We start from the raw sequence: 17,358 nt of genomic DNA on the forward strand, positions 1-17,358 counted from the left end.
TGGATTACTAGATGGATAATTATTTAAGGGACTAAATTGAAGACGACATTCGTTTTTTAAAAGCTAATCAAGCATATTAACAAGTCAGATATTTATAAATTATAAGTATTTTTAATAGCTTAGTGTTTATTGATGTGATTCTGAAATTGTGTATAAAACAATGCGGATACTTGATCAATAAATATTTGTAATGGGGGTATTTATGGTCATTTTATCCTATTTAAAAAACCAAAATAAACATTTCAACGCCATAAAAAACCAACAAATAACGATTGCAGCTAAAGCAAACATTGTTATCTGTATCGCATTTTGCCTATTTTGGACAATATATTTTAGCTTTGCTGAGATGTGGTTCATTGTTTGTATTGATATTTTTTTTACAGCAATGTCTATCTTCAGTTTATTTTTGATTTATATACATCGAATTTCAGCGGGCATATTGGTTTCACAAATTGTCCTCTTTGTTTTTCCTGTGGTTTTTTGCTTAATATTTGATGTGGCTACAATAGATCACCCCAGAGTTGCGCATTTATTTCTTCCAGCAGGAGCTATATTGGGATATTTGAATTATCGAAGAGATCCCAATGCGTTACAACTGATTTTAATTATCTTATCCATTGCCGCTTTTATCTTTTTTAGCGGGAGTGCGTTTACTTTAGATGGAGCAATACCTTTAGCTGAAAGCATTCGAGCTTATGGTGGTTGGATTGCAATATCCGTTGCCACTTTAATGATTTGTATCTCAATTTTTGTGATGCAATTGGAGTTGCAAATTGAAAACAAGTTGGTGCAGGATCTACGTTTAGCGCTTTCAAAACAACAGTTTGAGCTCTTTTATCAACCTCAAGTAAATTCTTCTGAAAAAATTATAGGCGCTGAAATTTTGTTACGTTGGTGTCACCCGACACTTGGCTATATCCCTGCGAAAGATTTTATTCCTGTAGCGGAAACTTTGGAGTTAATGCCTAAAATTGGAGATTGGATACTGATTCAGGCAAGTAAAGTATTACAAGACTGGCGTAAAAATGAATCTACAAAAGATCTTACACTTTCAGTCAATATAAGTGCTGATCATTTCATGCAAGAGAATTTTGAGCAAATCGTTACTTCCATGGTGCAGAAAAATGCAGTGTTTCCATCCCAACTTATATTAGAAATAACTGAAAGGGTTGCGTTAAATAATATTGAAAGTGTTATAGAAAAAATGGGTTTTCTACATAAAAATGGCATTCAGCTTTCTTTAGATGATTTTGGTACTGGCTATTCATCATTAAGCTATTTGCAGAAAATGCCCATTAGCCAAATCAAAATTGATCAGAGTTTTGTGCAAGCGGCTTTAGAAGATGAGCGGTGTAATAAATTGGTATATGGGATTGTTAAAATTGGCCTTGATTTAAACCTGCGTGTTTTAGCAGAGGGGATTGAGACCGTTGAGCACTTTAATCGCTTTCAAGAAAATGGTTGTACTGAATTTCAAGGCTACCTATGGGGATGTCCTATGCCTTTAACTGATTTTATGAAAAAAGTAGCTGAGGAAAACCATTAAAGTTTAGATAAAAAATCCACTCAAGATAAACTATAAAAATTATTCAAATCCCTAAAATAACTCAAAAACAGAGCCTTACTAAACTAGCTTACAATTTTAACCACAAGCGTGTCGTAAAATGCTAAGTCAGTGTCGTCTTATGTAAAGTGAGCTGCATCTGCTGTGTTGTAGTTTTAATCATGATTTTTAAATATTGATAAAAATACGGCATGGATAGGGAAATGGCATTGAATAAAGCAATACGGTTTTATGAAACAGGAACACCAGATGTTCTGCAATATGAAGACATCGATGTTGGTGAACCAGCAGCAGGGCAAGTGCGTCTGCGTCATGTGGCAGTTGGATTAAATTATGCTGACACTTATTTTCGTGACGGCACATATAAGATTCCACTGCCAAACGGGATGGGCGTAGAAGCGTCTGGTGTAGTCGAAGCCGTCGGTGAGGGTGTAGCTCACATTCAAGTGGGTGATCGAGTCACTTATACCGGTTTTTTAAATACGTTAGGTGCTTATAGCACTGCACGTCTAATCTCAGCTGATGTATTAATCAAACTACCTGAAGAAATTTCTTGTGAAACAGCCGCAGCAATGACCATGCGGGGATTAACCTCGGCTTATTTAATGCGTCGTATTTATGACTTTAAAAAAGGGGACACCATTTTATTACATGCCGCCGCAGGTGGTGTGGGTTTGATTGTTTCTCAATGGGCAAAGTTACTCGGTTTAACTGTGATTGGTACAACCTCTTCAGAAGAAAAAGCGCAAATTGCCCGTGCACATGGCTGTGACCACGTTATTAATTATAGCTATGAAAATGTTGCAGAACGAGTACGAGAATTAACCGATGGAGTCGGTGTGAATGTGGTCTTTGATAGTGTCGGTAAAGACACGTTTATGGCATCGCTTGATTCATTAAAACGCCGTGGCTTATTGGTTTGTGTGGGGACTGCTTCTGGTGCAATTCCAGAATTTAACCCCGTCTTGTTGGCAATGAAAGGCTCTCTATATATGACTCGTCCAGCACTGGCAGATTTCATTGCTGATCCTATAGAAAAACAAGAACTTGCCAATGAACTATTTGACCACGTCCGACATGGACGCATCAAAATTGAAATCAATCAACGCTATGAACTCAAGGATGCAGTTCAAGCTCACCGTGATCTAGAAGCACGTAAAACCACAGGATCATCAATTTTTGTCATTTGAAGGGATATCTTATGCAAGTTGAACAATTAAGTTGCAATATCGGTGCAGAATTGTTGGGGGTCAATCTGGCAGATGCCATTGACGATGATGGGCTATTTACTGAAATTCGTCAGAATTTGTTAAAGCATCGGGTTTTATTTTTAAGAGATCAAAACCTAAGCCGAGCTGAACATGTAGCATTTGCTGAGCGCTTTGGACAACTAGAAAGCCATCCTGCTGTTGGAAGTCATCCAGAGCATCCTGGGCTGGTACAAATTTATAAAAGCCCAGAGAGCCCAATTGATCGTTATGAAAATGCTTGGCATAGCGATGCAAGCTGGCGCAAAGTTCCGCCAATGGGTTGTGTACTACGTTGTATTGAATGTCCGACAGTGGGTGGAGATACCATGTGGACCAATATGGTGATGGCCTATGAAAATCTACCCGTAGAAATCAAAACAAAAATTGCAAATTTACGCGCCTATCACAGTATTGAAGCCAGTTTTGGCGCAATGATGCCGATTGAAAAACGTTTGGCATTAAAAGAACAGTTCCCCGATGCAGAACATCCTGTGGTACGTACGCATCCTGAAACGGGTGAGAAGATTCTTTATGTCAACGCCTTTACCACTCATTTTAGTAATTACCATACCAAAGAACACGTCCGTTTTGGACAAGATGCCAACCCCGGTGCAACCGATTTACTGCGTTATTTAATTACCCAAGCCTATATTCCTGAGTACCAAGTTCGTTGGAGTTGGAAGCCGAATAGTATCGCAATTTGGGACAACCGTAGTACACAACATTATGCCGTAATGGACTATCCACCATGTCATCGAAAAATGGAACGTGCGGGCATTATTGGCGATGAAACTTACTAAGCTGAGCAGTTAAAGATTTTATTCAAACCCTATTTTAAAAATACATATGGAGATGTTTATGCAATTTTTTGATGACTCATTACACCCTGAAAACATGGACAAAGTGGTGATTACGGTAGCACCTTATGGGCCTGAATGGATGCCTGAGGATTTTCCTGAAGATATCCCAGTGACCATGCAAGAACAAATTCAAAAAGCGGTAGAGTGCTATGAAGCAGGTGCTTCAGTCCTCCATTTGCACGTTCGAGAGCTGGATGGGAAAGGTTCGAAACGTCTGTCTAAGTTTAATGAACTCATTGCAGGTGTGCGTGAAGCGGTGCCTGATATGATCATTCAAGTGGGTGGATCAATTTCTTTTGCCCCAGAAAGTGAAGGTGAAGCTGCAATTTGGTTAAGCGATGATACGCGTCATATGTTGGCCGAATTAATGCCAAAACCAGACCAAGTAACCGTGGCGATCAATACCACTCAAATGAATATTATGGAGTTGCTCTATCCTGAATATTTAGAAGGCACTTCTTTGGCACATCCAGCAATTCAGGCAGCTTATGCAGAAATGACAGTACCCGCAGGTCCAGCTTGGGTTGCAGAGCATTTAAAGCGTTTAACTGAAAATGGCATTCAACCGCATTTCCAATTAACTGGGATGCATGGTTTAGAAACGCTGGAACGTATGGTGCGTAAAGGGCTGTATAAAGGTCCGTTGAATCTAACCTGGATTGGAATTGGTGGTGGTTTTGATGGGCCAAATCCTTTTAACTTCTTTAACTTTATTCATCGCGTACCTGATGGTTGTACTTTAACTTCAGAGTCTTTACTTAAAAATGTTTTGCCGTTTAACACCATGTCAATGGCGATGGGCTTACATGCACGCGTCGGAAATGAAGACACCATTATTGATCATCAAGGTCAGCGTTTTTCTTCAGTACAGCAGATTCAACAGACCGTGCGTATTGCCCATGAATTAGGTCGTGAAGTTGCATCAGGTAAAGAAGCACGTGAAATTTATCGTATTGGCGTGCAATACGACACGATTGAAGAAACTTTGTTGGAAAATGGTATGGCGCCCAATCGTAAAGCAGGTCAAAAGGGTGTTCCACAGCGTAAATAATGATTTGAGCCAAAAGGATTTTTGATTCAAACAGTGAGAAAAAGATGATTACGTTACTGTGAAGTCGCGTAGTCATCAAAAAAATGAATGAGAAATTATAAAAACACAAGGAGAACGTATGGATGCGCATCAATATTCAAGTCCTGCGGACGGTGTAGATACTTCGGTTGGCATACCACGTAAATATGCATGGTTGGTTTTTGCACTCACATTTGGTCTGTTGATTTCTGACTATATGTCACGGCAAGTCTTAAATGCAGTATTCCCACTGATCAAAAGTGAATGGGCTTTGACAGACAGCCAACTTGGATTATTAAGTGGAATTGTGGCCTTGATGGTGGGTTTATTAACCTTACCTTTGTCGATCTTGGCAGATCGTTTTGGCAAAGTAAAAAGCTTAACTTTGATGGCCGTGTTATGGAGTATGGCAACCTTAGGCTGTGCAATTGCTGAAAGTTATCAACATATGTTTATTGCCCGATTTATGGTGGGTGTTGGCGAAGCTGCCTATGGCAGTGTCGGGATTGCTGTTGTTGTATCGGTTTTTCCTCGTGATATGCGTGCAACTTTAGCAAGTGCTTTTATGGCAGGTGGTGTGTTTGGCTCATTCTTAGGCATGGCTTTAGGCGGTGTAATGGCTGAACATTTTGGCTGGCGTTGGGCATTTGGTGGAATGGCAGTCTTTGGGCTGATTCTGGCATTTTTATATCCTATTGTGGTTAAAGAAAACAAGATAGGAACCGTTCAAGACAAAATTAAGACCCTACAGAAACAGGAGAAGTCGAGAAGTCCTTTACGATCGATTTATTCAAGTCGGTCTGTGATCGCCACTTATATTGGCAGTGGCTTGCAATTGTTTGTGGGTGGCACGGTCATCGTTTGGCTTCCCAGTTATCTCAATCGATATTACGGATTGGGTACAGATAAAGCGGGGCTGGTCGCGGCAATGGTTGTACTCAGTAGTGCAGTTGGCACGATTTTATGTGGGATGTTATGTGATCGTTTAGGACGAGATCGACCAGATCGAAAAGTCAGTTTAGCGATTGCATTTTGTTTGATCGGTTGTGTGTTGCTATCCATCGCTTTTGCCATGTCTGTCGGAAATGCTCAATTAATCATGATTTGTATTGGGATGTTTATCGCATTGGGTACCAATGGACCATCTAGCGCAATGGTTGCCAACCTGACACATCATTCTGTACATAGCACAGCATTTGCAACATTGACTTTGGCAAATAATTTTCTCGGTTTGGCTTTAGGGCCTTTAGTGATTGGAAAGCTATCTGACGTGATTGGTTTACACCATGCTTTTCAATTGATGCCTCTGATGAGCATTGTGGCTGCTGCCGTATTCTTCTATGCAAAACGCCATTATGCCCATGATATTAAAAAATTTAATGCACAAGCCGCACGACAAGCTCAAACAGTACAAGCACAGTCATGCAATATGGGTAATCAGTAATGACACGTAAAATGAATATTGAAGTTTTTTTTGATTTTATCTGTCCTTGGTGTTTGATTGGAAAACGTCATTTACAGACTGCGATTCAAAAATTAAAACAAAGTGATCCAGATGTTGTGGTCAATATCCAGTGGCGTGGTGTACAGCTTTTACCCCATATTCCACTGGTGGGTGTTCCTTTTGATGCCTTTTATTTACAGAGATTAGGCAGTTCAACAGCCGTTCGAATGCGTCAAACTCAAGTTCGTCAAGCAGCGAAAGCGGTCAATGTTGATATCGATTTTGATCGCATTCGTCGTATGCCAAACACAGCTATGGCACATCATTTTTTTGCAAATATTTCAAAAGTATATCATTCAGATCAAAGTGAGCGATTTTTAGATGCGCTATTCACAGCCTATTTTCATCATTCGGAAAATATAGGCGAGTTAGCAACATTGCAGAAAATAGCCATGTATTGCGGTTTTGCGGATGAGGTGGTTGAAGGTATTTTAGCAAAACCATTCGTTCCTTTTATCTCAGCAGATACAGGGGGTAAAGGGGTACCATATTTTGTTTTTGATGGAAGTTTTGCAATGGCAGGAGCGCAACCTGCAAGTGCACTTTATCAAGCAATGCTGGAAACGCTTCAAACACAAGGACAAATGGTATGAGCTTGCGTTTTCAAGTTCCTCAAGAAAAAATCCCAACTTTAGGCAATCGATCCTTTTTGATGATCGGTGACCGATCTCTAATTTTATTTAATATTGCTGAACAATTTTATGCGATTAATGACAGTTGCCCGCATCAGGGTGCCTCATTACTCAATGGGAAATTAGAAGGCAGGGTAATTCAATGTTGTGCACATGGTTTACGTTTTGACTTGGCAAATGGTTATTTACTCAATTCAACACAGCTACAAGTTCAATCATACCCAGTAGAAGTGATTGGCGAAAATGTTTTTATTGGTTTGGATTGTGGAGTAGCGCTAGATGAGTAAATTAGATTCTATGGCTTGGCAGCCACGGCTAAGTGCGCTTATGCCTGGATTTATTGTCAGTACTGTGGTTGCCGCTGCGGCCTGTTTTTTATCTGAGCATTATGGTGCACCAGTGATGTTATTCGCTTTGTTGCTTGGGATGGGCGTGAACTTTCTTGCAACAGAAGGAAAGTGTAAAGCGGGTATCGAATTTACTGCGCGAGAAGTATTGCGTTTTGGGATCGCCTTACTCGGAATGCGAATTACCCTTGAGCAAATGACTGCGCTAGGTTGGCAGCCCATTGTTTTGGTCATTTCATTGGTCGTCATTACCATTCTTGCTTCAGTCATCGCAGCAAAAGTGCTCGGGTTTAATAAATTTTTCGGTATGCTGACTGGTGGTGCGACAGCGATCTGTGGAGCTTCCGCAGCATTGGCTTTGTCTGCAGCATTACCCAGTCATCCACAAAAAGAAAAAGCAACCTTATTCACCGTCATTGGAGTATCTGCACTTTCAACTTTAGCAATGATTGTTTATCCCATGATTGCGCGATGGTTGGAATTGACACCACAACATGCAGGGATTTTTTTAGGTGCAACCATCCATGATGTCGCCCAAGTGGTGGGGGCAGGTTATAGCATGTCTACAGAAACAGGCGATACTGCAACAGTGGTGAAATTGATGCGAGTTGCCATGCTTCTACCTGTGATCATCTGTGCAGCCATGATTACCCGTATGCAAGGCGTACCCTCTACGGGCAAAAGACCGCCATTATTGCCTTGGTTTGCAGTAGGATTTTTAATTCTTGCCTGTATAAATAGTACTGGATGGGTACCTACAGTTGTTCAAACTGGAATGAATGAATTATCTCGTTGGTGTCTGATTATTTCGATTAGTGCGCTAGGGATGAAAACACAATTAAAAGAGTTAGCAACGGTGGGTATTAAACCGATCCTGCTGATGATTGGAGAAAGCGTTTTTCTGGTATTGTTGGTACTCAGCCTGATGCATTGGTTATTTTAGTAGAGCTTTGATTTAACAAAAGTTTTGCAAGGTACAACGTTAAAGTTGATTTACGCAAAACTTTTGTTTTAAGTGGCTTTTCTTATTATTGTTTTGAAGTTAATACCAAGTTAGTCGTACCTTACTTGAATTTATATCGTATTTTCATCAATGATCTCAGCCTTATTGTGGGTACGCCAAGCATTGGGTGTTATACCAAATTGACCGATAAACCATCGTGTAAAAGAGCTTGGCATAGAGTAACCAAGAATATCTGAAACTTGAGCCAGTGAATAATTGATATTTCTTAAATAGCGAAATACCAAATTTCTGCGGACATCATTCATTAATTCACTAAAATTTGTATGTGCAGCTTCTAGACGCCGTTGCAGCGTTCTGACATTGACTTCATGGGTCTGCGCGACTTGATCAATTGTGGCACGTCCCATCGGTAAAAGCAGGTAGATACTTTTACGGATATCAAAAATAAGTGATGATTCATTGTCTTTTTGTAAGATGTCAATATCGAGATAGCGCTGTGCATGGTTTGCCATTGCTGTATTTGCTTGAGGATTGATTTTATCAAGCTCTGATGATGAGCAGACAATACCATTAAACTCGCTACCAAATTCAAGTGAACTTCCAAAAACACGTTGATGCACTGTTAAGTCTTTTGGTGAATCGTGGGTAAAATGAATACTTAATGGGTGCCATTTTTGAGCTAATAATGCAGTACAAAAACGATGGGTAATCCCCAAAGCCAATTCAATCGCTTGACGACTATACTTTGCTGAAGCAGAAATCACTTCTACCCGAATAATCACGGTTTTTCCAACTTCTTCTATATATATTTCAAGCGCGTTATTGATGATATTTCGGTATCTTACAATTGTTTTTAAGGCATCACGTAACGTCTGTTGATAGCTTAATAATAGGCTTAGCTCACCAAAATCAGCAATTTGACGTTGTTCGGCCATATGTAGACCAAACACTTCACAACCACTGATTTGAGCAGATTGCTCTAATAGTGTCATGACTTTGTCGACGGAAATACGTTGTTTTGAATCATTTAATTGAGCAGAATAAATTCCAGCATCAGATAATAAATGGTATGGATTAAGGTCTAATTGTCGGCTTACATCCAGATAATTCTTGAGTACCGCTGTATGTGCAAGAGGAACCAATTTACACTCTCCTTGTCTTTTCATTAACCGTCCTGGTCAATACACCACTGTTTGAAGACTGTACCAATACGCATTTATAAAAAGTTTTTGCGTATGTGTAATCTCAATAATTTTATCAAAATTTTTTAAAAAGCATCTCAATTCATTACACATTGAGATGATTGAAATAGAGTATCAAATTTGTTTAACAAAGAGGAGTGTTTTAAAAGGACTGCACTTTATTGAGTAAAGAACAGCCTTTTAAAACGTATTAATGTGCGACACAACTTAGGGATATTGCTTACACATTAATTCTTTTAGATGGGGCATTGCGACTCATATCGGATTGTAGATATTTAGTACACAATATTTTTAAAATTAAATGGTCGGTAGATATAGGGCTACGATCAATCCATTTAATTAAAAACGATAGCCTACCCCAAGATATGTGACCAAAGGATCTAAATCAATTTTTGTCGTGGACTTGATCAATTGGGTACCTGTCGATGTATCTGTGACAGTCACAGTTGCTACATTATTAAAGTTTGGCATATAACTTAAAGATCCAGTGGTAAACCAACGATCGGTTAAATCAAAGGTAAATCCTGCTGTGAGTACTGGTGCAAAGGCATCACTGGTTTTAACTTTAACTTTTGGTGTCGCTGTTGAACTGCCTTGACCACCGTGCAATGCTTCACCCGCTCGATCATTGAGGATATTATCAATCATATAACCTGCTTGAATAAGGTCTTGTTCTACACCGCCATTGAGCTTTAACTTATTAAAATGACCATATACAACACCCGCGCCAACAAAAGGTCGGAACTTATCTTGTCCTGAAGTGCCAAAATGATATTTGACTGTTGCTGCAGGCGTCCATGCAGTTACTTCTGCAACTTTGCCATGTGCATCAAGATCGGTAATTAAGGTATCTTTTAGCAGTTTTAAACCATTTAAATAGGTCGGTGGTGTGCCTTTTCCGGGAGTATTGGCAGTGGAAAGTGCCGAAGCTCTAATTTCTCCTACGCCATCAATATCAATTTTTGGTGGGATACCACCGACTAATTCAAGAGATACATGATCATTTACAAAGTAGCTTAGAGTTAAACCCAATGTATCGGTATCCGCGACTTCCATTCCACCTTGAGCGGTATAATCAGAAATACCTGTGATATCCGATCTGGCTCCGGTGGTTAGACTTGCTGGAACTTTATAATTGGGGTCTGCTTTACCATTTTTGATAAAAGTATTTAATAAAAGCCCACCCATTCCCTTAATTTCAGATGCATTGGTTTCGTAGTTGGCAATATCACTTCCCCATAATGATGATCCAACGCCATAGCTGCCACCTTCTACAACACTGGTTGTTACATGTGTTGAATTGGCTTTGCCTTGAGGCATGACATGCATCCAGCCTGCACTGACAGCCCAGCGTTTAGAGGTTGTAGAATCCGCATAACATAAATGAGTTGTTAATAGACATGCCAATGGCACAGCTATTCTACAAATTTGATTCATTTTAATTTCCTTGTAGTTCACTTTTTTATGGTTTCAGCGGATCCTTTCTGAAACACGGCCCCATTATTAAAGTTGGCATTGGTTAAAGCAATCTCACTGATTTCATCAAGAATATTGAGATTTTTAATGAAAAAATAAGTTAATCTAAAAATAAAACAATTAAATCAATATCTTATAACTTTATAAACCCATGCTCGAATGCTTTATTAGAGCTGTCATTTGTCATCAAATGAAAAGCAGTTGTCATCAAATGTACGTCACCAAGATCAACTAAACCGTATTGTGAATAAGCAATTTATAGAATTCATCTTCATTCATTTGGCGAAAACTTAAGGTAGATCAATGGAAAAAATACAGACAAAGGCAACTGTTTTAATTGTCCCAGGTTTACGTGACCATGTTACTGAACATTGGCAAACCTTATTGGAGCAAAGGCTTGTTAAGGTACGATCTGTCCCTGCATTAGAAACAGACAAAATCAACTGCATAAAAAGAGTTAAAGCGATTCAAACGCAACTTGAAGAAATTGATGGTGCTGTGATTTTAGTTGCACATAGCGCAGGGGTATTAATGACCGTTCACTGGGCAGCTCTGTATCAACACAATATTCAAGGGGCTTTGTTGGTGACACCACCCGATTTATCAGCCAAATGGCCTGAAAACTATCCAAGTTCTGCAATGCTAAAACAGCAAGGATGGGATCCTTTACCCAACAAGGTTTTGCCTTTTCCGAGCATTGTTGTTGCAAGTACCAACGATCATTTAGCCAGTTACCAGGCCGTTCGGACTATGGCAAAAACATGGGGCAGTCAATTGGTGAGTTTAGGTGAAGTGGGGCATCTTAATCCTGCTGCTGGATATGGGTATTGGGCACAAGCTGAACAATTTATTCAACAATTAGACCAAGTGGATGATTCGATATGTATCGCTTAGTTCTTAGAACTTTATAGCGGAATTTATTTAGAAGTGACTTGGTTCAATTTACACGCCGTTTTAAGACAGCATTGCTCAATGGTTAGCAGTATAGGTAACAGATTAAAAAATTAAAAAATATGCATATTTCAAAATAGTCAATATGGCTATTTATGGAGTTAAATCTAATTAAATCATATCGATATGGAGATCGAATGATGCAAAATGTGATATGTGGCAATAACGCGAAACGCACGATTATTTTCACTCAAAAGCTGGGTGTCTGTTTAGTGCTGTGCTTAAGTATTTCAAAAGTGTCTGCAAAAAGTGTTGAGATCAATGAGGATTGGAAATTTGAAACCAGTACGATGCTCAGCCTAGGTGCGAATTGGAGTACTCAAGATGCTTCAAATCAGTTGGTGTATAAACCGGATGCAAATCATATCGGAAAGGACGGTTTAAGCGTTGACGTGAATGGTGACGATGGGCATGTGAACTTTAGTCAAAACGATAACATTTCCCAAATTATAAAAGGGTTGACTGAGTTTCGTTTGAAAGGACAACAACAGGGTGCAGTAATCAGCACTAAATATTGGTATGACCATGCTTATGAAACTGGTCGTGGAGATTTAAAAGCCTTTGATGATTCTGCGTGGCCTAGATTAGCCAAATTTAAGGGCATTGATCTTTGGGATGCCTATATCTGGAAAAATTTTGCTTTAGAAAATGGTCAAAATGCCAATCTAAAATTAGGCAAACATACCTTAAATTGGGGGAAATCGCAGTTTTTCCAAAATGGTATAAATTCAGTCAGTGCCTTGAATTATGGTGCAATTAATCGGCCGGGAGGAGAGGCAAAAGAGCGAATAATTCCTGTCGAAATGTTTTCATTTGAGGCTGGAATAACGCCAAATCTTAAACTGAACGGTTTTTATCAGTTTAAGTTTAGACCTTCTGTTGTGGATGGCTGTGGGACGTTTTTTGCAATTTCGGACTTTGTTCCAGAAAATTGTGGACCCATTATTTTGACCGTTACACCAGGGGATAAGTTGTCTGAAAGTGCTTTAGATGCACAGACTTATATTCCACGTGCAGAAAGTCGATATGCCAAGAATAGAGGGCAATATGGTTTTGCTTTAAAGCAAACTTTACCTCGTTGGAATAATGCTGAACTTGGCGCATATTTTGCGAACTATCACAGTCGCAATGCTAATTTTGATGGTACAGCGGTAACTGAACCAGGGTCTGCATATTTTAATACTGCTCGTTTTTTTTCAATTTATCCAGAAAATATTAAAATGTATGGATTAAGCCTAGCTGGAAAAGTGGGGACAACTGCTGTTTTTAGCGAATTAACGCATAAACCCAATCAGCCCTTGCAATTAAATGGAACAGATATTGTCTATGCTCAAGTTTTAGACAAAGATACGCCCCTTACACCGCCTGGAGTTGCGGCTGAATTTGGACAATATTTACAAGGTTATGTAAGAACGCCTGTAACCCAATTTTCACTGGGTGCGAGTGATCGGTTAAACAATATATTGGGTGCAAATGCATTGAATTGGGCGGCAGAGTTTGCAGTGAATCATATTGCAGATATTGGTAATCATCGTTTTGGACGGGTCGGTGCATTTGGACGGAGTGAGCTTTCATCTGGTGCCTATAATCCTGAAACAGGTGAATACAAATGTACGCCTTATGGCACCGCACATCTTGCAAATGATGTGATTGATCGTATGAATGAGCGCTTTTGTAATCGGGATGGTTTTTTTACGCAATGGTCATATGGCTATCGTTTACGAGGAGCTTTAAGTTATCAAGATATTTTACCTGCGACCGTCATCACACCAAGTGTAATCTTTCGCCATGATATAGCAGGATTTAGCCAAAATTTTCAAGAAGGTCAAATGAGTATTGCAGCCACTATTTCAGTGAATTATCAGCAAAAGTATGCAGCTGAACTTGCGTATACCAATTTTTTTGGTTCGAATGATTTTAGTACACTGGATGACCGAGATTTTGCTTCGTTGGTATTGAAAGCTAATTTTTAACATTGAGAAATTGGAAATTGGATGCCATCTTTATTGAATTGTTTGGCATCCAACATAAATCTTGTCTTTTAAAAAATTAATTTATATATGCTTAAAAATATTGAATTTATTTAGTGGGGAAGAGTTAATTTCTGTCGCTAAGAGGATTCACTTATTTAATCTTATCAATATTCTTTGAGCTGCTAAGAATATTGAACATCACGGGCCCTGTAATCATTTATGAGTATAAACCTCGATATATTTATACATATTGGCGGAGGAAAATTTTTTAGAATAAACGCTCAATGACTTTAGAATCAGCAAGCTTATATTAATGTATTTCCAAGTAAAACTTAAATAGATAAACTTATACTTATTGTTCGCCTTTAGAGCAATTAAAAAACAGCTTATTGTTAGGTGGTATATTACATGAAATATGCATTAAATTGTAAGATTTGTACTCAATTTTAAATTTAGTTTTTTAAAAATAATATAAATTTAAATATTTGTTTTTTAATAAATATTCTTAATAAATTATGTATTTAATTATAATAAAGATAAGTGTAAAAGTTTGCAAAACATGGTGGGTAGTGATAAAAAATGTGCATTATCTGAATAGCTTAAAGAGTTCCTACAGATATATTGAAGAATAGAAATATGAATGTTGGATATAGATAAATAATGAAAATTTATGAAATGGTGTTTCATAAAGGTATAGATGAAAGCACTCATTTTTTTTATAGTGAAAATACCTATGCTTCACGACAGCATTTTATCGAATTAATACGTTTAGATATTGACGCTGAACTGAGTAATTTTAAGATGACATGTCTAAGTGATGATCAATATGATTTAAAAGCATTGTTTGAAGAAGTTCATAAAGAAAGTCATTTGCATGTAGATAAAATGGAAGCTGAATTTATTCGTGATGCAATCGCTACATTTGACCAATGCATTTGTTTAAGAGTTAAAGAGCGAGATGTTCTTAAACCGAGTGGAAACACCTTTCATATTTAGTCGTCATCCAAATTGTATACAGAGATTCACGATTTTCGGTCGGCATGTTAAAGTGTCATAACGTATCCCATTCTTCACCCCAGAACGAATGGGATTTTTTTATTTTTGATGAGTAGATAAAATAACCACTAAGTGTTAACTTTTATTGATTAAATCATATTCTTAATAAAGTCCTCGCCACTAATTTACAGCCTCATCATCGTGATTAATCTACCAATACAAAGCCATTGTGAGCAATGATTATAAAAGACTAATTTGGGGTGCTTAATCATGGTCATGGTTACTTTGTTATCACTAGTTTATTTAAAATTGGAGTTTTGGAATTAATCATCATATCTTAGATCAATTGAATGAAATGAGATGTAAAAAATTTGAAGGTAATAATTAAATATAAAAGGCGATTCTAAAATTTTTTAGATAAAAATTTAAAATATAGATAAGCCGATAAAGCATTTTTAAAAATAAGTTTTAATTTTATAAAGAATAAAAAATATTTAAGTTTATCTTTGCTATATTGAGTTTGGTTTAATATACATAACATAAAATTTTATCAAGTAAAATTTTGAAATATAGGGTTTAATTTTGTTTTTATGGAGCTTGATCAAGATAAAATACGATATTGCCTAAGCGAAATTTTAAGTCCTTAGATTGGCATATTTAGCTTGGTGTTATTTAAAAGAAAATTAAGTTAATTTCACTTTTACTTTGTAAAATTATCAAGTGAAATGTATTTTTTGATGTTTTAAATATAATAATAATTTAATTCTATGATTCCAATAAAAGTTTAAATAAATACAATAGGTTATAGTTGTTTTGTGCTGCTTATTAGTAGATTTATTGAACACTTATTCATCACATGTGATTATGTAAATACTTTCACACTTCTTGTGTAAAAGTTAACAAATAATACAAATTATGGGAATTAATATGAATATTTTCACAAAACTAACACTAACTGCATTATTAAGCACGGCTTATATCGCGACTGCACAAGCAGCTGTTACTGGTCAAGTTGATGTCAAGCTGAATGTTTCAACAGGTTGTACTGTTGAAGGTTCTACTGTTACTGGAAATATGAACCAATTTGGTACATTAGATTTCGGTAAAACTTCTGGTACTTGGGCAAACGTTTTGACTGGACAAGTTGCTTCTTCAGCGACAGGTGGTCATCTCGCTGTAGAATGTGACGGTGCAAACCCTGTTGACTTTACTGTTGCAATTGACGGTGGTCAACGCGCTGATCGTAGTCTTAAACATACAACTGCTGCCGACCTAGTAAACTATAATGTTTACCGTGATGCAGCACGTACCAATCCATATGTGATTAATACAGCTCAGCCTTTCACTGCTGCGGCAGGTGTAGCTCAAGAAGTTCCAATTTTTGGTGCAATTGCTGCGAACACTGGTACTGCAAAAGCACAGGGTGATTATACAGACACTTTATTGGTGACTGTTAATTTCTAATCAGTATACGTAACAGTAAACAGGTTTGTTGTTGAACAAGCCTGTTTTAGGGAGGTACGTATGCACCTGTTACTTAAACAATGCGTTGGATTGCTACTTTGTAGCATTGTTTCATCGCTCACCAGTGCTGGGCAGTTGGCTGCTAAGTTAAATGTGCAGCTTGAATTAGAGCCATCCTGCAAAATCAACAATGAGACCGTGAATAACGGAACCAATGGCTTAAATTTTGGACAGCTAGACTTTGGAGAAACCACCGCTGCATTTAATCAGGTGATAGAGACCAGCTTAAGTCAGGGTTCTACATCAGGTTTGACCATTCAATGCCCTGGCAATGCCCCAATAAAAGTTACCTTTGGTGCTGGGCAAAATGACAGCAAGGTTCCAGCACCTTTTGGTGCAAATTATTTTCGTGCAATCAGTAATGGCACAGATTTTCTTGCTTACAACATCTTATATGGAACTGCTCGAGAAGCGTTAAGGCCTAATCAATCCATCACTTTGACCAACAATGGTCAGCCGCAGACGCTTAATCTTATGGGTCAAACTGTTAATAATGGTCGGTCAGTCTCGCTTGGACAATATACCGACACTATTCCAATTACCATTGAATTTTAAAGAACAAAATCATGAAAAAAATAGGTTTAAGTGTTCTGCTGATTTCGATTGTTCAAAGTGGGTTTGCTGTTGATCCAGTAACTTCGGCAAGTTTTAAAGTGCAGGCGACCATTGAGAATGGGTGCAAACTCAGCAATGTCGAACAGTTACTTGATTTTGGTCGTCATCCTGTTGTGGCGCAAGGGCAATTAAAAACATCTGTGATTAATACTGCGCAAAGCTGGAATGTCCAATGTACTGCACGGCTACCTGTAAAGATTATGTTGAATGGTGGTGATCACTTTTCAAATAACTTTCGGCGGATGAAACATGCCCAGCAGAATGAGTTTGTACCTTATCAGCTTTATCAGGACAGTAGTTTGCAAGGTGAATATGCCAGTGGCAGTAGTTACTCACTGACACCAACCACTACTTTGAACACCGTACTGGGTTTTGCAGTTTATGCTGTTGCAGACTTGAATAATAACAATCAACCACGATCAGCAGGCCTT

Annotated in this window: 16 protein-coding genes; 14 read left to right on the forward strand and 2 right to left on the reverse strand. The window is 38.1% G+C overall.

The window, feature by feature from the left end; genetic code table 11:
- Nucleotides 1-202 precede the first annotated feature (202 nt).
- From FY049_RS21140 to FY049_RS21175, 8 genes are all read left to right on the forward strand, one after another.
- On the forward strand, nt 203-1,546 hold the full coding sequence (locus tag FY049_RS21140) for a putative bifunctional diguanylate cyclase/phosphodiesterase (protein ID WP_446084318.1): 1,344 nt from the start codon (nt 203-205) through the stop codon (nt 1,544-1,546).
- Between the two features lie 221 nt (nt 1,547-1,767).
- Nucleotides 1,768-2,754, forward strand: coding sequence for a quinone oxidoreductase family protein (locus FY049_RS21145; RefSeq protein WP_056513858.1), 987 nt, complete (start codon nt 1,768-1,770; stop codon nt 2,752-2,754).
- 11 nt (nt 2,755-2,765) lie between these two features.
- On the forward strand, nt 2,766-3,614 hold the full coding sequence (locus tag FY049_RS21150; RefSeq protein ID WP_446084319.1) for a TauD/TfdA dioxygenase family protein: 849 nt from the start codon (nt 2,766-2,768) through the stop codon (nt 3,612-3,614).
- A gap of 58 nt (nt 3,615-3,672) precedes the next feature.
- Nucleotides 3,673-4,725 (forward strand): 3-keto-5-aminohexanoate cleavage protein, encoded by a 1,053-nt coding sequence (locus tag FY049_RS21155; protein ID WP_004724790.1) that lies wholly within the window; start codon nt 3,673-3,675, stop codon nt 4,723-4,725.
- Nucleotides 4,726-4,843: 118 nt separating this feature from the next.
- Nucleotides 4,844-6,187, forward strand: a complete 1,344-nt coding sequence (locus FY049_RS21160; protein ID WP_446084320.1) for an MFS transporter — start codon at nt 4,844-4,846, stop codon at nt 6,185-6,187.
- Nucleotides 6,187-6,840 carry a DsbA family oxidoreductase gene (locus tag FY049_RS21165; RefSeq protein ID WP_004724786.1) on the forward strand — a complete coding sequence of 218 codons (654 nt, stop codon included), beginning with the start codon at nt 6,187-6,189 and terminating at the stop codon, nt 6,838-6,840. The genes FY049_RS21160 and FY049_RS21165 overlap by 1 nt, the downstream gene beginning before the upstream one ends.
- Entirely contained in the window at nt 6,837-7,166 is a 330-nt protein-coding gene (locus FY049_RS21170) for a Rieske (2Fe-2S) protein (protein ID WP_056513865.1), read from the forward strand. The genes FY049_RS21165 and FY049_RS21170 overlap by 4 nt, the downstream gene beginning before the upstream one ends.
- Nucleotides 7,159-8,169, forward strand: coding sequence for a YeiH family protein (locus FY049_RS21175; protein WP_056513868.1), 1,011 nt, complete (start codon nt 7,159-7,161; stop codon nt 8,167-8,169). Before FY049_RS21170 ends, FY049_RS21175 begins: the two co-directional genes overlap by 8 nt.
- A 131-nt stretch (nt 8,170-8,300) precedes the next feature.
- Here FY049_RS21175 and FY049_RS21180 read toward each other — a convergent pair whose 3' ends face one another.
- Together FY049_RS21180 and FY049_RS21185 are read right to left on the reverse strand one after the other, a co-directional pair.
- Nucleotides 8,301-9,332, reverse strand: coding sequence for an AraC family transcriptional regulator (locus tag FY049_RS21180; protein ID WP_224965537.1), 1,032 nt, complete (start codon nt 9,330-9,332; stop codon nt 8,301-8,303).
- A gap of 399 nt (nt 9,333-9,731) precedes the next feature.
- Entirely contained in the window at nt 9,732-10,829 is a 1,098-nt protein-coding gene (locus FY049_RS21185) for an OmpW/AlkL family protein (RefSeq protein ID WP_234623775.1), read from the reverse strand.
- A gap of 342 nt (nt 10,830-11,171) precedes the next feature.
- On the opposite strand from FY049_RS21185, the gene FY049_RS21190 reads away from it, so the two are divergent.
- From FY049_RS21190 to FY049_RS21215, 6 genes are all read left to right on the forward strand, one after another.
- Nucleotides 11,172-11,762 (forward strand): RBBP9/YdeN family alpha/beta hydrolase, encoded by a 591-nt coding sequence (locus FY049_RS21190; RefSeq protein WP_224963934.1) that lies wholly within the window; start codon nt 11,172-11,174, stop codon nt 11,760-11,762.
- 194 nt (nt 11,763-11,956) lie between these two features.
- Nucleotides 11,957-13,792, forward strand: coding sequence for a DUF1302 domain-containing protein (locus tag FY049_RS21195; RefSeq protein ID WP_224963933.1), 1,836 nt, complete (start codon nt 11,957-11,959; stop codon nt 13,790-13,792).
- 660 nt (nt 13,793-14,452) lie between these two features.
- Nucleotides 14,453-14,788, forward strand: coding sequence for a hypothetical protein (locus tag FY049_RS21200; protein WP_004724773.1), 336 nt, complete (start codon nt 14,453-14,455; stop codon nt 14,786-14,788).
- Between the two features lie 927 nt (nt 14,789-15,715).
- Nucleotides 15,716-16,252 (forward strand): Csu type fimbrial protein, encoded by a 537-nt coding sequence (locus FY049_RS21205; protein WP_224963932.1) that lies wholly within the window; start codon nt 15,716-15,718, stop codon nt 16,250-16,252.
- Nucleotides 16,253-16,312: 60 nt separating this feature from the next.
- Entirely contained in the window at nt 16,313-16,867 is a 555-nt protein-coding gene (locus tag FY049_RS21210) for a spore coat protein U domain-containing protein (protein WP_224963931.1), read from the forward strand.
- Nucleotides 16,868-16,878: 11 nt separating this feature from the next.
- A partial coding sequence (locus tag FY049_RS21215) for a Csu type fimbrial protein (protein WP_446084321.1) occupies nt 16,879-17,358 on the forward strand: 480 nt, incomplete at its 3' end.

The sequence above is a fragment of the Acinetobacter sp. 1125_18A genome (genome assembly GCF_052824985.1).

Coding starts and splice junctions, on each gene's coding strand:
- FY049_RS21145 (WP_056513858.1), top strand. CDS start 1,768: ATGGCATTGAATAAAGCAATACGGTTTTATGAAACAGGAACACCAGAT.
- FY049_RS21140 (WP_446084318.1), top strand. CDS start 203: ATGGTCATTTTATCCTATTTAAAAAACCAAAATAAACATTTCAACGCC.
- FY049_RS21210 (WP_224963931.1), top strand. CDS start 16,313: ATGCACCTGTTACTTAAACAATGCGTTGGATTGCTACTTTGTAGCATT.
- FY049_RS21155 (WP_004724790.1), top strand. CDS start 3,673: ATGCAATTTTTTGATGACTCATTACACCCTGAAAACATGGACAAAGTG.
- FY049_RS21165 (WP_004724786.1), top strand. CDS start 6,187: ATGACACGTAAAATGAATATTGAAGTTTTTTTTGATTTTATCTGTCCT.
- FY049_RS21205 (WP_224963932.1), top strand. CDS start 15,716: ATGAATATTTTCACAAAACTAACACTAACTGCATTATTAAGCACGGCT.
- FY049_RS21195 (WP_224963933.1), top strand. CDS start 11,957: ATGATGCAAAATGTGATATGTGGCAATAACGCGAAACGCACGATTATT.
- FY049_RS21185 (WP_234623775.1), bottom strand. CDS start 10,829: ATGAATCAAATTTGTAGAATAGCTGTGCCATTGGCATGTCTATTAACA.
- FY049_RS21160 (WP_446084320.1), top strand. CDS start 4,844: ATGGATGCGCATCAATATTCAAGTCCTGCGGACGGTGTAGATACTTCG.
- FY049_RS21200 (WP_004724773.1), top strand. CDS start 14,453: ATGAAAATTTATGAAATGGTGTTTCATAAAGGTATAGATGAAAGCACT.
- FY049_RS21150 (WP_446084319.1), top strand. CDS start 2,766: ATGCAAGTTGAACAATTAAGTTGCAATATCGGTGCAGAATTGTTGGGG.
- FY049_RS21190 (WP_224963934.1), top strand. CDS start 11,172: ATGGAAAAAATACAGACAAAGGCAACTGTTTTAATTGTCCCAGGTTTA.
- FY049_RS21170 (WP_056513865.1), top strand. CDS start 6,837: ATGAGCTTGCGTTTTCAAGTTCCTCAAGAAAAAATCCCAACTTTAGGC.
- FY049_RS21175 (WP_056513868.1), top strand. CDS start 7,159: ATGAGTAAATTAGATTCTATGGCTTGGCAGCCACGGCTAAGTGCGCTT.